Below are 17,855 nucleotides of genomic sequence, written 5' to 3'. Positions count from 1 at the left end.
CTCCGTTGGTTGTAACTGATGAGGGGGAAAGCTAGATGTGGAGGAGGCTCGGGGCGGCGCCCAGCAGCTTCTTTGTGTAGTCGTTGGTGGGGCTGTCGAAGACCTGCGCAGCGGGACCCTGTTCCACGATTTTGCCGAAGTACATGACGCAGATCCGGTCCGATACGTACCGGACGGTCTGGATGTCGTGGGAGATGAACACCATGCCGAGGTTCAGCTGGGTCTTCAGGTCAGAGAGCAGGTTCAGCACCTGCGCCCGGACTGAAACGTCTAGGGCCGACGTCGGCTCGTCCGCCACCATGATGTCCGGATCCAGTGCCAGGGCGCGGGCGATCGCCACCCGCTGGCGCTGGCCGCCGGAAACCTGCGACGGCGTCACCTCGGCCGCCGACTGAGGCAGGCCCACGAGGGCCAGCAGTTCCTTGACCTTGGCCGCGCGGGTGGCGGCCGTGCCGATGCCGTGGATCTGCAGGGGGTCGGTGAGGATGTCCTGCACCGTCATGCGCGGGTTCAGCGCGGTGGCCGGGTCCTGGAAGACCACGGACACTGAGCGGCCGAATTCCTTGCGCATGGCGGCATTCCGCTTGATGGCGGGCTTGCCGTGGAAAAGCACTTCGCCCGACGTCGGAGCCTGCAGCCCCACCAGCACTGACGCGAGGGTGGACTTGCCGCAGCCGGACTCGCCCACGATGCCCACGGTTTCGCCGCGGCTGATGCTGAAGTCGACGCCGTCAACGGCTTTGACGATATTCGGGCGGAAGAGCCCGCCGCCGCGTGCGTGGTGGTGGACCTTCACGTCCTTGAGCTCGATGACCGGCTTGCCGGTGGAAATGCTCATTTTCCATCCTCCTTCAGGTGGCTCGCCCAGTAGTGGTCGGCGTCCCCGCCGCCGGCGGCGCCGACGGAGGTGAGGACCAGCTGCTGGTTGGGGTCGGCGTCGGACCGCAGGGACCGCGGGGCGAAGCGGTCACCCGGCGCAAAGTCGCGTGGCGATGGGACGGTGCCGGGGATCTGGTGCAGGCGGACGGCGTCGGCCTCAATGGAGAGGACGGCACCCAGCAGCCCACGGGTGTATTCGTGCCTGGGGTTCTGCAGCAGCTCGGAAGCCTGGGCGGACTCCACCACCTGGCCGGCGTACATCACAGTGATGCGGTGGGCCAGGGACGCCACCAGTGCGAGGTCGTGGCTGACGAAGACCATGGCGAAGCCGAGCTGTTCACGCAGTTCGTTGAGCAGGTCCACCACCTGTTTCTGGACGGTGACGTCCAAGGCGGTGGTGGGCTCATCGGCCACCACGATCTTCGGTGAGCGGGACAGGGCCATGGCGATCAGCACGCGCTGGCGCTGGCCGCCGGAGAGCTCGTGCGGGTAGCTGGCGAGCGTGCGGACGGGATCGAGCTTGACCATTTCCAGCAGCTCGGTGGGGGTTTTCCGGCCGCCGCGCTTGGTCAGCTGCTCCATCTGGTCCTTGATCTTCATGGACGGGTTCAGGGAGCTTAGGGCGTCCTGGTAGACCATTGCGATCTGTTCGCCGCGCAGGCCCTCATACGCCTTGGTGCTGCTGTGCCTGGTGGCAGGATCCAGCAGTTCCTTGCCGTCGAATGTGATGGATCCGGTGACCTCCGCGGTCCTGGGCAGCAGGCCCATGACCGCGAGGGAGGTGATGGACTTGCCGCAGCCGGATTCGCCCACCAGGCCCATGGTTTCTCCTTCGCGTACCGTGAAGGAGACGTTGTCCACGATCGCGGTGTCGCCGAAGCGGCCGGGGAAGCGAATGGACAGGTTCCTGACTTCCAGTACGGTGAGGGCGCCGGCCGGAACCTGGGGGAGGCGGTCTGTGCGCCGGGCCTCGATGGAGGAGAGAAGTTCCAGTTCCCTGTCCAGCAGCAGGTGCGGGTTCGCCGCGGCGAGCTTCGGATCGGAAAGGATGGCGGCCTCGTTGTAGTGCTCCTCGGTGAGGACATCACCGTAGGCGGCGCGGACGCCGTCGAGCTCGTGTTCCTCCACCACCGACGGCTGGGTCACGGACGTTGCGATCTCGGTGTCGACGGCGGCACCAACCGCTGCGCCGGAAACAGCCGCAGCCGAACCGTCGTCGTCCTTCACTGTCACTGCCTTGCGCAGTCTCGGGTTCACCATCGCGTCAGTGAGGCCTTCGGCGAGGATGTTCAGCGAGAGCACGGTCAGCAGGATGGTGGCACCGGCGAAGGTGGTGGCCCACCAGCCGCCGGACAGGACCAGGTTGCGGCCGTAGGAAATCACGTTGCCCCACGAAGGTGCGGGATCCTGCACGCCGGCACCAAGGAAGGACAGCGAGGCCTCGAGGATGATGGCGTCGGCCACCATGACCGTGGCGAAGACCAGGACGGGAGCGGCGGTGTTGCGGACAATGTGCTTGAGCAGGATGTAGAAGCGGCCGGCGCCGATCACGCGCTCAGCACGGACGTAGTCCTCGCCGTACTGGGACAGGACGTTGGCGCGGACCACGCGCGCCAGCTGCGGGGTGTAGATGATGGCGATCGCGATGATGATGGTGGGAACCGAGTTGCCGAACGCCGCCAGCAGCACGGCGGCCAGGGCGATACCCGGGAACGCCATCAGGATGTCCATGAGGCGCATGATCAGTTCGTTCACGGCCTTGCTGGACGTCGCTGCGAAGGAGCCCAGCAGAGCACCCACCAGGATGGCCAGGGTCACGGCGCCGAGGCCGATCATGAGCGAGGACTGGGCGCCGAACAGCAGGCGGGAGAAGATGTCCCGGCCCAGCCGGTCGGTGCCGAAGAAGTGCTCGGCGCCCGGCGGGGTGGCCGGGATGAAGGTCTCCAGCGGATCGTGCGGGGCGATGACCGGTGCGAACACGGCCGCGAGCACAATCATGATGAGGAAGAGGAGGGCGATGCGTGAGCCCCAAGGCAGGGCCTTGAAACGGATGCCCGGGGCACTCAGCCGTTCAGCGAGCTTGCTGCGCATGAGCTATACCGTCCTGATTCGGGGGTTGATGAGCAGGTACAGGAGGTCCACCACGATGTTCACCAGAACGAAGGTGACGGAGATGGTGAGCACCACGCCCTGGACCAGGTTCACGTCCAGGTTGGTGATTCCGTTGAGGATGAGCTGGCCCATGCCGGGCAGGGCAAAGATCATTTCAATCACGACGGCGCCGCCCAGCAGGTAGCCGACGCGCAGTCCCAGCACGGTCACCGGTGTGACCAGGGCGTTGCGCAGGACATTCCTGGAGACGACTTCGCGGTAGGGGACACCATTGCCGATGGCTGTCCGGACATAATCACGGTCCAGTTCCTCCACCATCGAGGTGCGGACCACGCGGATCAGCGAGGCAGAGACCGGGATGCCGAGGGCGAGGGCCGGAAGGGCCATCGAGTTGAGCCAGCCGCCAAAGCCGGATTCCGGCGTCGCGATGCCGCCCGAGGGGAAGATCGGGCTGGCCCCGAGAGCGAACCACTGGATCAGCAGGATGCCCAGCCAGAACGACGGCGTGGCGATCGCGGCGATCGAGAAGACGCGGACCAGCTGGTCCTGCCATTTGTCCCGGTGGAGTGCGCCGAGGATGCCGAAGGCGAGGGACAGGACGATTGCGATGATGACGCCCAGGAAGGTCAGCTGCAGCGTGAGGGGAAACGCTGAGCCGATCATGGAGGACACCGACTTTGCCGGCGGGGTGGTGACGCCGAGGTCGAACTGCAGCAGCTTGCCAAGGAAGGCGAAGTACTGCACGACCAGCGGATCGTTCAGGCCGTTTTCCTGGCGGTACTGCTGCTTCGCTTCTTCGCTGGCGCCTTCGCCCAGGGCTGAGCTGGCCTGGTCGCCGGGAGCGGCCTGCAGGACGAGGAAGACCAGCAGGGTGATGCCCAGGATCATCAATGGCAGTGCAGCGAGCCTGCGGCCGAGCAGGCGCAATATCGTGACCAATTTGTTCTCCGGTTTGTTGGGTGTGCCGCGGCGGTGACCGCGTCACGGGGTGGTGCTTCTCGGCCAGGGGGCCATGGCCAGCCGGCCACAGCCCCCTACTGCGTCGAGTTGGTGGGCCTGGCAACCAGGGGTTGCTAGGCGGTGCGTCCGACGTCGATGAACGACATGCCGGTAGTGGGAAGGGGCTTGAAACCGTTGAGCTTCTTGTCGTCCCAGGCGGACGGCAGCTGGCGGTGGAAGATCGGGTAGAGCGGGAGTTCGTCGGAAACGAGGTCCACAATCTCGCCGGTGATCTTCTTGGCGTCGGCGCCGGCGGCCTGGGAGCCCTTGTTCATCAGCTCCTGCAGCTTGGCCCGCTCCGGGGCAGTCCAGTAGGCCCGCTTTTCCATCCACGTGGCACCCGAGTAGAACCAGCTCAGCAGCAGGTCAGCGTCGTTGCCGAAGACGGACGGATCGCCCGGGGCTGCGACCACTGAGTAGTCGCCGGCACCGACGCGGTCGGTGTACAGGGCCCCTGACTGGATGCTCTTCACGGAGGCCTTCACGCCCGGGATCTTGTTCCAGGATTCGAGGATCAGCGGAGCAACATCCTTCACCCAGGCGGTGTCCGTGGTGAGCAGCTCGAATTCGAGGCTCGTGACGCCGGCTTCCTTCAGCAGATCTTCGGCTTTTTTGGCGTCGTAGCCGTAGACGTTCTTGGCCTTGACGTAGTCCGGGTGGCCCTCCTGGAAGTAGGAGCTGGCGGCCTTGGCGTTGCCGAACAGGGCCTTCTTGATGATGGCGTCCTTGTCCAGGCCGTAGTGCAGGGCCTGGCGGACCAGCTTGTTGTTGAACGGGGCCTTGTTGCAGTTGAACATCAGGAACATCAGGCCGAAGGACTGCACTGATTCAACCTTGACCTTGGACTTCAGGCCGTCGATGTCCAGGTAGGGGACGTCCTCGATGGCCTGGACGCGGCCGGACTGCACGGCGGTGACGCGGGCAGCCGCATCCGAGAGCAGGAGCCAGGTCATGCCCTTCGCCAGTGCCGGCTTGGGGCCGTTGTAGTCGGCGAAGGCTTCGAAGACGATCTTGTCGTCCTTGACGGCGGAGACGAGCTTGTAGGGGCCGGTGCCGACGGGAGCGGCGTCGAAGGCCTTCAGGTCCGTGGCCAGCGCCTTGGGGACAATCTTCACCACGGAGATGCGCGGCCCGAAGCCGGGGAAGGCGTACTTGAGGGTGAACTCCACGGTCTTGTCGTCAACGGGTTTGACGTCCTGGATGAACGGGATGAACTGCGAGAACAGGGACTTGTTGGCCGGGTCCAGCACGCGGGTGAAGGAGAAGGCCACATCCTCGGTGGTGACCGGAGAGCCATCGTGGAACTTGGCGCCGTCCCGGATGGTCACCTGGTAGGTGGTGTCATTGACCTTCTTGGGGTCGGCCGCCGCCAGGGCGTTGTACGGTTCGCGGGTGGCCGGGTGCAGCTCAACGAGGCCTTCGAAGATGTGCAGGTTGGCGGCCATCGGCGTGGCACCCGAGGAGCTCAGGGGATCGAATCCGGTGGAGAGGGCGTAGGAGATGCCTGCCTCGATGGTGAGGTCCTTGTTGACTGCACCGGCGCCCGCGGAGCTGCCGGTTGTGGTGGTCGCTGCTGGGCTGCCGCATGCCGCGACGGATGCGGTGAAAGCTGCAGCGGCGCCCATGGCTCCCGTCAGCTTGAGGAAGTTCCGGCGGCTGGCGTCATTGACCAGCGGCAGGTTCTTAAGAGTCATGTTCATAGGGTGCCTCACCATTCCAGGGTGTTTATCGGATGTAGGACGTCCGAGCTCGTGGTACAACTGTAAGTCCCATCACATGCGGCGGTCAAGTGCCGGTGCTCGCCAAAGGAGTTCGACATTGTCCCTGATCGTGGGTGCGTACCCGGCCGTGCCGGAAGCGCCGCAGCAACAGCAGTTTTACGAAGGGCTCGGCCGTCTTCCGTCCATCCGGGGCCTGGAGCTCCCTTACGGCGAGTCCGGCGGCCGTCCCTGGCCCGCCGGGGCCCCGGAAAGCTGGTCCGCGGTGGTGAGCGCCATCCCCGGGACCATGCAGCGCCTGAACCGGGAGAAGACTTTTGGCCTGGCTTCCACTAACACCCAGGGCCGGTTGGAGGCGCTGGAGTTTGTGTCAGGACTGCGGGACTACGTCCTTAGGCTCGCCAAGGAAGGGCACCCTGTGGAGGCGGTTGAACTGCACTCCGCCCCTCCTCGGTCCTCTTCCCCCAGGGCCCTCAAGGAGTCCTTCAAGGAATTGCTCGACTGGGACTGGGGCGCTACCCGTCTGCTGATCGAGCATTGCGATGCTCCCCGTCCGGGAAGCAAGCCGGAAAAGGGATTCCTGACCCTCAGCGAGGAAGTGGATGTCATCTGTTCCCTTCGGGAGCAGGGGTGGGACCAAGCCGGAATCGTCGTGAACTGGGCCCGGTCCGTCATTGAAACGCAGAACCCTGACACCGCCGTGGAGCACCTGTCACAGGCGCGGGAAGCCGGCGCCCTGGCCGGGCTGATGTTCTCCGGCTGCTCACCGACGGAAACCGAGTTTGGCTACCCCTGGATCGATGCCCATCTTCCTGCCGTGGAGGTGGCCGGCGCCCCGCCGGGCTCGCTGCTGAACGTCAGCGAAATCCAGCGCTGTCTCCGCGCGGCCGGCCCGGTTTCCCTCACTGGCTTCAAGATTGGGCTTCCCCTGCACGGGCTGTCTCCGGAGGAGCGTGTCGCCCGGCTGCAGCAGATGTGCGAGCTGATCGAATAAGCACCGCCGGCGCCCGCCGCTGCCAGGGCTCTGTCGCAGCAGTGTGTGCACGCCCCTTGGGCCATCCCTCATCTGGTTACGGTGAGGACGTATCCTCGACGCTGACCGCTCCGGTGGCGACGTCGAAGCGGAAGATCCGGGACGATTTGTGAGGGGATCCGCCCTGCACTGCACTGAGCGTGTAGGCGACGTCGAAGGTCGTTCGCCCGGCGTCCTCTTCAGTGACGGTGTAGGCGGGCGTGAAGTAGAGGGTCTGATCACCGGCGGAAAGGTCTGTTTCGGGGAAGGCGTCGGCGCCCGGGCCGGCAAGCCGGACCCCGTAAGCAGCCTCGGGCGCATCGTTCCTTGCCCGTCCGGTGAAGGCGATGATGTCCCCGGTTTTGTAGCCCGGTACTACCGGACCGTAGTTCAGGTCCTGCGCCTCGCGGGTGCCGAGGACCTGGACCTGTTCCGGTGAATAGCCCTGGCCAATCTCTTTCCAGGTCCCGGCGCCCCAGCTGCTCCCGTCCGTGGCCAGGACATGGGACTCCCCGGCGTCCTGCCACACTTCGGGCAGTCCCGGGGTGATGGACCGCAGCTCCATGTGGAAGGAAAGGCCTGGCCCGGCCGGGTGCACGCCGCGGTCTGTTACTGCGGGTGTCCGTGCGTCAAGCTGATCTGTCAGCTGGCCCGGAGGGACGGAGACAAAAACTATCTCCCGGTAGCCCCCGCGCTCGTACAGCACACCGATGTTGCCGTCGGGCAGGCGCGTCACGGTCGAATATGCGGAGCTGTCCGCGCACAGGACCAGCTTCGCCGGCCACGTCGCCCCATTGTCGGGGGAGAAGCTCAACACGGTGTTCCGGCGCAGATCGGTGTCGTGGTTGTGGGTCGCCAGCAGCCACTGGTCCGTTGCTGCAGATCCCATGGCGAGCGCCGGCTGTCCGTCGAAGCGGGCAAGCGAGCCGTTATCGCTGGGATCTGGCAGGTCCTCGACGGGAACCAGCCTGCTCCAGCTGTGCCCGCCGTCGTTCGAGAAGGCGGCAAGCCGCCGCGGAGTGGCGCGGCTATGCAGGAGCAGCCGGCCATCGGCCAGCGCGGCCACCTTGTTCTCATTAGGCGCGGCGCCCCCGGGAGCTGCATCAAGAAGTTCTCCCAGGGTCCAGTTGTCCCCGTGGTCGTCACTGTAGGCCGACGCAGCCATGATCCGGCCGCCGCGGAGCACCACAAACTGCTGTACGAGACGACCCAGGTACGGTCCGGTGTGGACCTGGATGCCCTGCCCGGCCGCGGCGAAAATGCCGGTAACCTCCCTGGCGGCGGAACTGCTGGCCTTCAACTGGGCAGTGATCCGCCGGTGCTGCCAGGTCACACCGTCGTCGTCGGAAACGCTGAGGTCGCAGTGCTGAATCAACTCGTCATCCGGGTCCAGTCCTGTGGTGGATTCAAAAAAGCCGGCGCGCGTTCCAGCGGCGTGGAAGAGGAAGATCCGACCTGTTTCGGCATCTACCAGCAGACTTGGATCCCCGTAGCCCTGCAATCCGGACCCGGTACGCACTACCTGCTGGGGTCCCCAATTCTGCCCGTTATCCGTGCTCCGGCGGAGCAGCAAATCGATCGGGCTGGGCAGATCATCAAGGTTGGGCCGCCCGTCGTATGCGGCCAACAGGGTACCCTGCGCGGTCACGGCCAGGGCCGGAATGCGGTACTGCCGGTAACCGGCGTGACCCCGAACGGCCAAGACCTGCCCTATAGATGGAAACGCGGACTGGATCACGCGGGGAACATAGGATGTCACATCTTTAGTGTAGCCAGCTCTAGCTTTGTGACGCTTCACACCCTAGGTTGGTAGGACGTCGTATGTAGGAACAATAAGAATTGGCGTTACCTGCACCGACGCCTCCATGTAGAGCCGCGCAGCGGCGTCCAGAAAGGCAATGGATTTGCTAAGAATGACAAAACGCAGCAGACAACGATCGATCGGCCGGGCGGCGGGAGCCAGTGCACTGGCAGTGGCTCTGCTGGCCGGAAGCGGGCTGGCTGCCCAAGCGACCCCCATCCCGTCCAGCAATCCCACCGCCCCGCCAGGCTCCTTCCAGGAACTGAACCTGGCAGCGGACAGGACAGCGAACAACTTCTTTTACCGCATTCCCGCCCTGACCTACCTCGGCAACGGCGTGGTCCTGGCCGCCTGGGACGGCAGGCCCGGCAGCGCTGCCGATGCCCCTAACCCCAACTCCATCGTCCAGAGGCGCAGCACCGACGGCGGCCGGACCTGGGGAGCTTTGCAGGTCATCGCTGCCGGGCACGTAGGCGATGCGACCGGCCCGAAGTACGGCTACAGCGACCCTTCCTACATTCATGACGCCGAGGCCGGGAAGGTCTTCGCGTTCTTTGTCTACTCCAAGGACCAGGGATTCTTCGGCAGCCAGTTCGGAAGCGATGACGCAGACCGGAATGTGATTTCCTCTGCCGTCATCGAGTCCTCCGACGGAGGCCTCACCTGGAGCGCGCCGCGCCTGATTACTGACGTCACCAAGCCTGGCACCAGCAAAACCAGTCCGGTGGCCGGCGATGTCCGCTCCAACTTCGCGTCCTCCGGCGAAGGCATTCAGCTCAAGTACGGTCCGCATAAGGGCCGGCTGATCCAGCAGTACGCGGGGGACATCCGCCAGGCGGACGGCATTAACAGGATCCAGGCTTACAGCGTCTACTCCGACGACCATGGTGCAACGTGGCACAAGGGCGCTGACGTGGGCGACCGCATGGACGAAAACAAAACCGTTGAACTCTCGGACGGGCGGGTGCTGCTGAACTCGCGGGACAACGCCAACCAGGGCTACCGGAAGATCGCATTCTCCAGCGACGGCGGAGCCACCTACGGTCCGGTCGCCCAGGACACCGAACTTCCGGACCCGGCCAACAACGGCGCCATCGCCCGGATGTACCCGTCCGCGGCCCAGGGATCAGCCGACGCGAAGAAACTCATCTTCACCAACTCGAATTCCAAGACAGCCCGGGAAAACGTCTCGGCGCGCATTTCCTGCGACGACGGCGCTACCTGGCCCGGTGTGCGCACCATCCGCCCCGGCTTCTCCGCGTACTCCACAGTGACCCGGCTGGAGGATGGCACATTCGGTGTCCTGTACGAGGCCAACTACACGGACAACATGCAGTTCGCCACCTTCGACGACGCCTGGCTCAACTACGCTTGCGCCCCACTGTCAGTCCCCGCCGTAATCACGGCGCCGGCGGCAACCCAGCAAGTGCCTGTGACGGTAACAAACCAGGAATCCGGCACGCTGACCGGCGCCGCCGCAACCGTCTATACTCCCACCGGCTGGTCCGCCACCACCGTGCCGGTGCCTGACGTCGCGCCGGGCGCATCGGCTACCGTCAACGTGACCCTCACCGCTCCCGCCAACGCCAGCGGCCCGCAAAGCCTTAACGCTGCCTTCACGACGGCGGACGGCCGGGTGGCGCAGTCCACCTTCACGGCCACCGTGCCGGTGGCACCCCAGGTGGGCCTCACCATCACCGGATCCACACCGGCGCGTGACGTGGCAGCCACCCCCTACAAGGCCGGTGACGTGCTGAACTACACCTTCAACGTCAAGAGCACGGCCAACGTCACCGCCAACTCCGTCCCCGTTTCGGGCACGTTCGACGCAGGCTTCCTGCCACCGTCGGCCCCCAACTGCCGCTACAACAACCTGGCTGCCGGTGCCAGCTACACGTGCACCACGGCCAAGCACACCGTGACCGCGGAGGACATGACCCGCGGCTACTTCGTCCCCGAAGCGGTGTTCTCCGTGACAGCCAGCACGACTCCCAGTCTCACCAAGACGGTGGCGTTCACCGGCGCGGCCGTGGCGCTGCGGGACGGGTTGCTCTCCGCAGACATCAAGGGCGGCCGCAATGACAGTGGCCGGGACCTGGCCTCCCAGCCGTACGCGGCGGGTGAGGCGTTCCCCTATAAGTTCGATGTCACCAACACCAGTCCGCTGACGGAAAGGATCGTCCCCACAGCCGGAAACTTCAGCCCCTTCGTCCCCGACGGGCCCGGTAACTGCCGCTACAGCAGCTTGCCGGCCGGACAGGGCTACACCTGCGCCACTCCCCGCCACACCGTCACCGCCGACGAAGCCGACCAGGGGTTCTTCGTCCCCCGCACCACTTGGGAGGTCAGCGCCGCCGGCCAGACCACCCGCACCTATGCGGTGGACGGCGGCGAAGTGGACCTGAAGGTCCGCGACGCAAAACTCGAAGGCACTATTGCCGCCGAATGGAAAGATTCCGACGGCGACCGGTACGCCTCAGCAGGGGATATCCTCACCTACACCTACACGCTGGGCAATGCCGGTAACGTCGCGCTCACCGGTGACAGCGCCCCTGCGGCCGGCATCAGCCAGGAACGCCTGAATGCCGGCGACAGCGTAACGGCCACCCGCGACCACGTGCTGACCGCTGCTGACATCGCTGCGGGCGGCCTTGGGCCGGTGAGCTTCGAAGCCACGGCCGCCAACGGATCCAAGGAGGTCTCCACCACCGTAAGCGGCGGCGGGACAGAGCTGAACATCCAGCCCGCACAACCTGGCGCGGTTCCGGCCCTGACCGTCCAAGACCTGGATGCGAAGATGCCGCCCTTCGACCTGAAGACCGGCGACAAGTACCGCAACGGCCAGAAAGTCGTCCTGCACAACCTTGAGTACGGGCAGTGGTACTACGTCTATCTCAACAAGCAGAGTTACCGGATCGGCTGGATCTTCCCCACCACGGAAGACGCCGTCGAATTCATCCTCCCGGCAGACGTCCAGAACGGCCGCGACGACGTGGTGGTCCTGGACAAGGACGGCGGGCAAGTCTCCTTCGACCGCCTGCAGGTGACCCCCAAGGGATAACCGGCGGCGACTTTCGGCTCGAGGAAAGGTTGGAACGGTCGACGGGCCCTCCGCGCCTGCGAACACCGGCGAGCCCCTGATTGCACACCTGGTTGCTTCCCTGCGCGGCCTTGGGGCGGAGGTGTCCACCGGGCGGTTCGGGGCCATGATGCAAGTGTCCCTGGTCAATGACGGACCGTTCACGATCAGCCTCGACACCGCCGATTTTTCAGCTCCCCGCCGTGGCGGGCTCGTGGCCACGGAAGGTTAAACTCCTTAGCCGTTGATGACCTGCGGTACGCCGAGGGCTTTGAGGCCTTCGACGCCGAACTCCAGGCCATAGCCGGACTGTTTGGCGCCGCCGAAGGGGATGCGGGGGTCCACGGCGCCGTGCTTGTTGATCCAGACGGTACCGGCCTGGATGCGGCCCGCGACTTCACGGGCCGCATCCAGGTTGGAGGACCAGACGGAGGCGCCGAGGCCGACGTCGAGTCCGTTGGCCTTTTCCACTGCTTCGTCGATGGTGCGGTAGCGGATGATGGGCAGGGCGGGGCCGAACTGTTCGTCGGTGACGAGCGGGTTGTTGTTGTCGATGTCCGCCACGAGGGTGGTGGGGTAGAAGTAGCCGGGCTGGGTGGTGTCCGGGTTTCCGCCCAGCAGGACCCGGGCGCCGGAGTCCTTTGCTGCCTGCACGAGGCTCGCGACGACGTCGTACTGTGCTTTGTTCTGCAACGGACCCAGGACGTTGTTTTCGTCCAGGCCGTTGCCCATCGGCATGGCCTTGGCGACGGTGGTCAGTTCGGTGCAGACAGCGTCGTAAACGTCCTCGTGGACGTAGAGGCGCTTGAGTGCTGCGCAGGTTTGGCCCGTGTTGATGAAGGCGCCCCAGAAGAGGTCTTCGGCAATTGCCTTGGGGTCGGCGTCGGGCAGGACGATGCCGGCATCGTTCCCGCCCAGTTCCAGCGTGAGCCGCTTGACGGTGTCCGCGGAGGATTTGATGATGGCGCGGCCTGCAGCGGTGGAGCCGGTGAACATAATCTTGCCGATCGCGGGGTGGTCGGTTAGCCGGGCGCCCACCTCACGGCCGCAGGAAACCACTGACAGGATGCCTTCGGGAAGCTCCTCGTTCAGGACCTTGGCCAGCGCCAGGACGGACAATGGGGTGTTGCCGGAGGGCTTGACCACCACGGCGTTGCCCATCCGCAGGGCGGGGGCGATCTGCCAGATGGCGATCATCATGGGCCAGTTCCACGGGCCGATCGCGGCAACAACGCCGATGGGCCGGTAATGCAGCTCCGCCCGGGTTTCGCCGTCATCGACAATCAATTCAGGCTCCAGTCGAATGGTGGCGGCGGCGCGCAACCATGCCGCGCAGGCGCCCACCTCAAAGCGGGCGTTCGGGCCGTTCAGCGGCTTGCCCTGTTCACGGGAAAGGATCCGGGCCAGTTCCTCGGCGGAACGCTCGACGGCGTCGGCCGCCTTGAGGAGCGCGGCGGACCGGGCGTCGTGGCCCATTGCGGCCCAGGCCGGCTGGGCGGCCTGCGCGTCAGCGACTGCCTGCTCAAGGTACTCAAGGTCATGAATGGGCGCCTCACCCACGATCTCACCAGTAGCAGGGTCAAGGATGGTGCGGGTCTGACCCGAGAACGCGGTGACCTCGTCAAGCAATGATTCGTACGTTTTCATTCTTTACTCCTCTTCGAGCAATGGTGACTAATGCTTCTGGAAGTCCTGCGGGTATTCAGTAGTGTTCAGGACGCTGAGCCGGGAGTTGAAGGGCAGGATGACGGGTTCGCTTGCAGGATCGTCCCAGCCGAACATCCGGCCGATGGAGCGCTGCTCGCGCAGGTCCACCAGCAGCACGGCTTCGACGCACATGACCTTTTCGGTCCAGAAGAAGATGAAGAGGTCATCTGCTACTTCCCAGGTCATGCAACGGTCGGTGTCGGCCAGCCCTGCCTCGCCGCCACGGATGCAATTCCAGGTGAACGTGCCCGGGTTCAGGTAGATGTGTTCGTACGTTTCGACGTCGCTGTAGCGGTAGTAGATCCGCTTGCCGACCAGGGCCGTGGAGCGCTGGTGGCGCACGGAGGACCCTTCGGTGTTGGCCTGGCTGAAATCTGTGGTGCTCCGCATCCTGCCGTCCACGGTGACAAACCGGGAAACGCCGGTTGTTGTGGCCCCCGTGTTGCGGTCCGCGATGATGGTGACGTTTTCTGCGGCCGGACCTTCGCCTCGGATGAAGTCGATGATGAAGATGCCGGGCCGGGCTTCGATCGCCTTGTAATCGGCTATTCCACCAGTCTTGTCCCCATCGCGGCCAACGGTCCACGCCAGCGAAGATTCATCGTCAAAAACGTACTCAGCCTGGGAGCCGTCCTCGTCCAGGGGGCTCAATGTGGTGCCGGCCAGGGCGGGGGAAGCGGGCAAGGTCTGGTCGCCGAAACCTTCAAGCATGGTGGAGACCGGGGGCCACTGATCTTCGGGGATGTAGTCCTGGATGTCAGCTGAAGTCATGTTCTTGTTCCTTGTTCTTTTGCTGCTGGCTTGTACTGGTCAGGTGGAGGTTTTGGTCAGCCGATGACCGCGGCGAAATTGATGGACGGCTTTTGTGCGCCGCGGGCCATCCCGGCCACGAAGAAGAGGGGGATGCCGAGCAGGAGCCACCGGGCCACTCCGCCCGCTCCGCCGAGCAATGCGTCGTAGTTGTCCAGCGTCAGGTATCCGATGACGATGAAGGCCAGGAAAGACAGGGACGGTGCAATGACGGTGACCCAGAGGTTGTCCCGGATGTGGTTTCTGGCGAAGAAGACGACTATTGCCGCTGATGTCACCAGCAGGATGGTGATGAAGCCTGCCGTGCCAAGGGCCACGAACCAGGCAAAGACTGTTGTGATGGGGTCGGCGCCTGCGAGTAGGAAGATGCTGATGATCGCCAGGAGAACGAGGCCGTTGATGAGCCCTGCGAAGTGCGGGGCGCCGGTCTTGGAGACGGAGGACAGTTTGGCCGGCAGGGCTCCGGCACGGCCGAGGGAAAACAGGTACCGGGAGAACATGTTGGCCAGGCCCAGGAGCATGGCCAGGAAACTCGTGACAACGAGGATCTGCATGGTCAGGTTCAGCCAATAGCCTGCGCTGGATTCGGCGAGATCGAAGACCATTCCTGCCGGGTTTTCGGCGGCGACGGTTTGGATGTTGTCGATGCCGATGGCTCCGCTGATGGCCCAGGTGGAGATGGTGTAGAAGATGCCAATGAAGGCGATCACAAAGTAAGCGGCCCGGGGAATGGTGCGCCGTGGGTTCTTTGCCTCCTCGGCGAAGACGACGGTTGCTTCGAAGCTGGTGAAGCAGGCGAAGGCAAACAGCAGGGAAATGCCCAGGCCCGGACCGAAGACACTGGATGGGGTGAACCCTTCAAAGGTGAAGATGCCTAGCCCCTTCTGGGCAATCAGGGACACCACGAGGGCCGCTACCGCAAACGCTTCGCCAAGGATGAGGACCCCCAGCACCTTCAGGCTCGCATCGACGCCCCGCATCGTCAGGCCCGTCACCACAGCGAGCAATACAGCGATCCAGAAGTAGACCGGCAGGCTGATACCCGTGAGGCCTTCGACCAGCAACTGCGCAAAGACACCGAACTGGGACCAGAGTCCAATCTGAAGGCTCAGGTATGTCAGGATGGCGATCCCGGCCCCGCCGGTGGCCCACTTGTTGCCCAAACCCTTGGCCATATAGGCGACAAAGCCGCCCGCGTTGGTGATGTGCTGGCTCATCCGCAGGTATCCGACGGAGAAGAGAGCCACCAGCAGCGCAGCAATCACGTAGATAACGGGCGTTCCCGGGCCGCTGGCCGAAAACAGTACCGGACTGGCTCCCACCACCGCAGCCATGGGAGCGGCTGCGGCAATGGCAAAGAAGGCAATGGCGATGACGCCGAGCTTGTTCGGCCTCAGCCGTGGGGAGGAGGCCGGCGCTGGATCCTCTTGCACTGGGCGTGTAGAGATTCCGACTGGTTCTTGATTCATCCGTTGGCTCTTTCAGAAGTGTGCAAGGCGCAAGGCCTGCGCAGAAGTGTTGGAAGGTCCCTGCTGGCACGCGACGGTGCGCTCCACGGGAAAGGAAATCTGCTCGAGTTGGCTGTACACACTGCGTGATATCAGCCACATTCCAGAACTATACGTTTGTTTAGTTCTGGCTGTCAATGCTTTTTCCAGAGTCGACCAGGAGGGCTAGACTCGGTGCATGAACCAGCCGTCAACCCGGTTGCCCTATGGAGACGGGCGCGATGCCTTGCTGTCCGCGGTGATCGACGTCGTCGGGGAAAAGGGTCTGCGGGGTGTTACATACCGTGCCGTTGCGTCCCGGGCAGGAGTGAACCACACCCTTGTCACTCATCACTTCGGTTCCATCGAAGGTCTTCTTGCCGCCACCATGGAGTGGGCCATCCAGCGGTCCATCGAGGAGACAGGCCTGGAAAAGATCGCGGACTTTGACGAGAACTTCGCCGATTCACTCCTCGCAACGGTCTCGCGGGAACCGGAGCTGCAGCTGTTCCAGTTCGAGATGCTTCTCGAATCCCGGCGCAATCCCGAGGTACGCGCCTTGGTGGAACGCCTTTACGCGAACTACATGAGCACTGTTGAAGATGCCCTGAGGCAACGGGGCCTCAACGTGGACAACGGTGCCGCCTTGGCCATCTTTGCTGCCCTGGACGGCCTCATGCTGCAATTCCTCACCATCAGCGACCCCGAACGGATCAGGGCCGCCGTCATCCAGGTGGGCAAGCTCGTCGCAATGCTGGAGAGCACCAGCCAAAGCCCCGGCGGCAGCAGGCCACTCCCGATTCGATAGGTCTGAAATCCGATCGCCTGGTGGCGCGTGAGCGCTGGACCAAGAGCCGCGTTGCTCTGGCCGACCAAGTTCTGCAGCCTGGGGCCGGACAAGCCGGTAGGTGGCGGGCCCTTGGGCACGCGCCACCTACCGCCTGAGGTAAGCCGTCAGCCGTGAGCGCCGCTGATGGCCTCGTCCATCGCCGCATGACCGGCTCGAAGGGCGTCTGAGGAGACAACGTGGCCGGCCTTGATGACGATGCGTTTCCGGCTCCCGTCCCAAAGCACTGAGGGCTCCTCGAAGGGATCGCCGTCCAGTATCACCAAATCCGCGCAGGCCCCCTCCGCGATGCGTCCCAGATCTTCCCGCCGGAGGAGGGCCGCGTTCGTTGATGTGGCAGAGCGGAGTGCGTCGTAGACGCCCAGCACTTCGACCTGAAGGCGCAGCCCGGCCAGCTGTTCATCCTCAAGCTCACCCATGAGATCGGTGCCGAAGCCAATCCGGACCCCGGCATCCCGTGCCAGTGTCACGGCGTTCTTGCCCGCCGCCAGTACTTCCTGGTTCTTAGCGGCACCCACCTCGGTAAGTCCGATTTCGGCTCCGCGGCGGCCCATCGCATCGTACGTCACCAGCGTGGGCACGAGATAGACGTCGTGCTCCGCCATGAGCCGGGCGGTTTCAGCATCCAGCAGGTTGCCGTGTTCGATGCAGCGAACCCCGTTGAGCACCGAATGGCTGATGGCTTCGGGGGAGTAGGCGTGCGCGGTGGCGTAACTGCCCCGCCGGGAGGCCTCTTCGGTGACCGTGCGGATTTCCGCGGCGGTGTACTGCGGGACACGGATCGGGTCGACCGGGGAAATCACTCCTCCGGACGTCATGAGCTTGATGGCGGTGGCACCGGTCCGGAACCTGTGGCGCACCGCCCGCAGCAAGTCCTCAACGCCATCCACTACCTCGCACATATGACCGCCATGGAAGCAGCTTCCATCGTTCGCGGCGCGGATGTCGCCGTGACCGCCGGTCTGGCTTAGCGCGGGACCGGTAAAGAAGTAGCGGGGACCGGGGCACAGTCCTTCCTCGATTGCAGCCGCAAGGCCCACATCACCCCCAGCCACGTCCCGCACTGAAGTGAAGCCCCGGCGCAGCGCTGCCTCAAGTCTGCGGGCACCGGCCAGCGCGGAGTAGCTCAAAGGCCCGGTTTCGTTCAGTGCGGAGGTCAGGCTGAGCGCATAGGCGTGGAAGTGGGCGTCAATGAGGCCGGGAATCACCACCCGGCCGCCCGCGTCGAGTGCTGGCTCGGAGTCGGGCCAGGCGCCACTGTCCTCTGTGGTGCCGCGCACGGCTGTGATCCGGCCGTCGCGGACAGCGATGGAACCCTCAACGAGAGTAGGGGATTCGCCGTCGAAGATCCTGGCGTTCCGGATGGTCAGGTTTCCCGGGAGGTTGGGGATCACGTGGAGTGTT

At 64.6% G+C, this 17,855-nt stretch carries 12 protein-coding genes and 1 pseudogene; 4 read left to right on the top strand and 9 right to left on the bottom strand.

Features of this window, described 5'->3' with window-relative positions:
- Positions 1–31: 31 nt before the first annotated feature.
- From ACFC25_RS18330 to ACFC25_RS18315, 4 genes are all read right to left on the bottom strand, one after another.
- Positions 32–838, bottom strand: coding sequence for an ATP-binding cassette domain-containing protein (locus tag ACFC25_RS18330; protein ID WP_376047793.1), 807 nt, complete (start codon positions 836–838; stop codon positions 32–34).
- The gene (locus ACFC25_RS18325) at positions 835–2,970 is read right to left on the bottom strand and encodes a dipeptide/oligopeptide/nickel ABC transporter permease/ATP-binding protein (protein ID WP_376047790.1); all 2,136 of its coding nucleotides are present in this window, start codon (positions 2,968–2,970) and stop codon (positions 835–837) included. The genes ACFC25_RS18330 and ACFC25_RS18325 overlap by 4 nt, the downstream gene beginning before the upstream one ends.
- Before the next feature lie 3 nt (positions 2,971–2,973).
- A complete protein-coding gene (locus ACFC25_RS18320) occupies positions 2,974–3,930 on the bottom strand; it encodes an ABC transporter permease (RefSeq protein WP_376047787.1) in 957 nt (318 codons plus the stop codon).
- Positions 3,931–4,064: 134 nt separating this feature from the next.
- Complete coding sequence (locus ACFC25_RS18315; protein WP_337352430.1) at positions 4,065–5,705, bottom strand: ABC transporter substrate-binding protein; 1,641 nt, start codon at positions 5,703–5,705, stop codon at positions 4,065–4,067.
- A 103-nt stretch (positions 5,706–5,808) separates the two neighbouring features.
- Between ACFC25_RS18315 and ACFC25_RS18310 the strand changes: the two genes are divergently transcribed.
- On the top strand, positions 5,809–6,702 hold the full coding sequence (locus ACFC25_RS18310; protein WP_376047783.1) for a DUF4862 family protein: 894 nt from the start codon (positions 5,809–5,811) through the stop codon (positions 6,700–6,702).
- 76 nt (positions 6,703–6,778) lie between these two features.
- Here ACFC25_RS18310 and ACFC25_RS18305 read toward each other — a convergent pair whose 3' ends face one another.
- Positions 6,779–8,422 (bottom strand): exo-alpha-sialidase, encoded by a 1,644-nt coding sequence (locus ACFC25_RS18305; protein WP_376047780.1) that lies wholly within the window; start codon positions 8,420–8,422, stop codon positions 6,779–6,781.
- Between the two features lie 211 nt (positions 8,423–8,633).
- On the opposite strand from ACFC25_RS18305, the gene ACFC25_RS18300 reads away from it, so the two are divergent.
- The gene (locus tag ACFC25_RS18300) at positions 8,634–11,582 is read left to right on the top strand and encodes an exo-alpha-sialidase (protein ID WP_376047777.1); all 2,949 of its coding nucleotides are present in this window, start codon (positions 8,634–8,636) and stop codon (positions 11,580–11,582) included.
- A gap of 61 nt (positions 11,583–11,643) precedes the next feature.
- Positions 11,644–11,832 (top strand): annotated as a pseudogene (locus ACFC25_RS18295) (D-aminoacyl-tRNA deacylase); the annotation flags it as partial.
- 5 nt (positions 11,833–11,837) lie between these two features.
- Here the strand turns inward: ACFC25_RS18295 and ACFC25_RS18290 are convergent.
- From ACFC25_RS18290 to ACFC25_RS18280, 3 genes are read right to left on the bottom strand one after another with little or no spacing between them, the layout of a single operon-like run.
- Positions 11,838–13,247: an aldehyde dehydrogenase family protein gene (locus ACFC25_RS18290; protein WP_376047774.1), complete on the bottom strand. Its 1,410-nt coding sequence runs from the start codon at positions 13,245–13,247 to the stop codon at positions 11,838–11,840.
- Between the two features lie 27 nt (positions 13,248–13,274).
- Complete coding sequence (locus tag ACFC25_RS18285; RefSeq protein ID WP_376047771.1) at positions 13,275–14,078, bottom strand: MoaF C-terminal domain-containing protein; 804 nt, start codon at positions 14,076–14,078, stop codon at positions 13,275–13,277.
- Between the two features lie 56 nt (positions 14,079–14,134).
- Positions 14,135–15,550 carry an APC family permease gene (locus ACFC25_RS18280; RefSeq protein WP_376047768.1) on the bottom strand — a complete coding sequence of 472 codons (1,416 nt, stop codon included), beginning with the start codon at positions 15,548–15,550 and terminating at the stop codon, positions 14,135–14,137.
- A 253-nt stretch (positions 15,551–15,803) separates the two neighbouring features.
- On the opposite strand from ACFC25_RS18280, the gene ACFC25_RS18275 reads away from it, so the two are divergent.
- Positions 15,804–16,412 (top strand): TetR/AcrR family transcriptional regulator, encoded by a 609-nt coding sequence (locus ACFC25_RS18275; protein WP_376047765.1) that lies wholly within the window; start codon positions 15,804–15,806, stop codon positions 16,410–16,412.
- A gap of 146 nt (positions 16,413–16,558) precedes the next feature.
- On the opposite strand, the gene ACFC25_RS18270 is transcribed toward ACFC25_RS18275, so the two are convergent.
- A complete protein-coding gene (locus tag ACFC25_RS18270) occupies positions 16,559–17,845 on the bottom strand; it encodes an amidohydrolase family protein (RefSeq protein WP_376047762.1) in 1,287 nt (428 codons plus the stop codon).
- Positions 17,846–17,855: the final 10 nt, after the last annotated feature.

This window comes from Pseudarthrobacter sp. NPDC055928 (genome assembly GCF_042270935.1).
Taxonomy (GTDB): domain Bacteria; phylum Actinomycetota; class Actinomycetes; order Actinomycetales; family Micrococcaceae; genus Arthrobacter.
The sequence above is the reverse complement of the archived record's forward strand: the minus strand, read 5'-3'. Positions and strand labels throughout refer to the sequence as shown.

Excerpts from the sequence above, each read along its gene's own strand:
- ACFC25_RS18330 (WP_376047793.1), bottom strand. The coding sequence starts at position 838 with ATGAGCATTTCCACCGGCAAGCCGGTCATCGAGCTCAAGGACGTGAAG.
- ACFC25_RS18325 (WP_376047790.1), bottom strand. The coding sequence starts at position 2,970 with ATGCGCAGCAAGCTCGCTGAACGGCTGAGTGCCCCGGGCATCCGTTTC.
- ACFC25_RS18315 (WP_337352430.1), bottom strand. The coding sequence starts at position 5,705 with ATGGTGAGGCACCCTATGAACATGACTCTTAAGAACCTGCCGCTGGTC.
- ACFC25_RS18300 (WP_376047777.1), top strand. The coding sequence starts at position 8,634 with ATGACAAAACGCAGCAGACAACGATCGATCGGCCGGGCGGCGGGAGCC.
- ACFC25_RS18290 (WP_376047774.1), bottom strand. The coding sequence starts at position 13,247 with ATGAAAACGTACGAATCATTGCTTGACGAGGTCACCGCGTTCTCGGGT.
- ACFC25_RS18285 (WP_376047771.1), bottom strand. The coding sequence starts at position 14,078 with ATGACTTCAGCTGACATCCAGGACTACATCCCCGAAGATCAGTGGCCC.
- ACFC25_RS18275 (WP_376047765.1), top strand. The coding sequence starts at position 15,804 with ATGAACCAGCCGTCAACCCGGTTGCCCTATGGAGACGGGCGCGATGCC.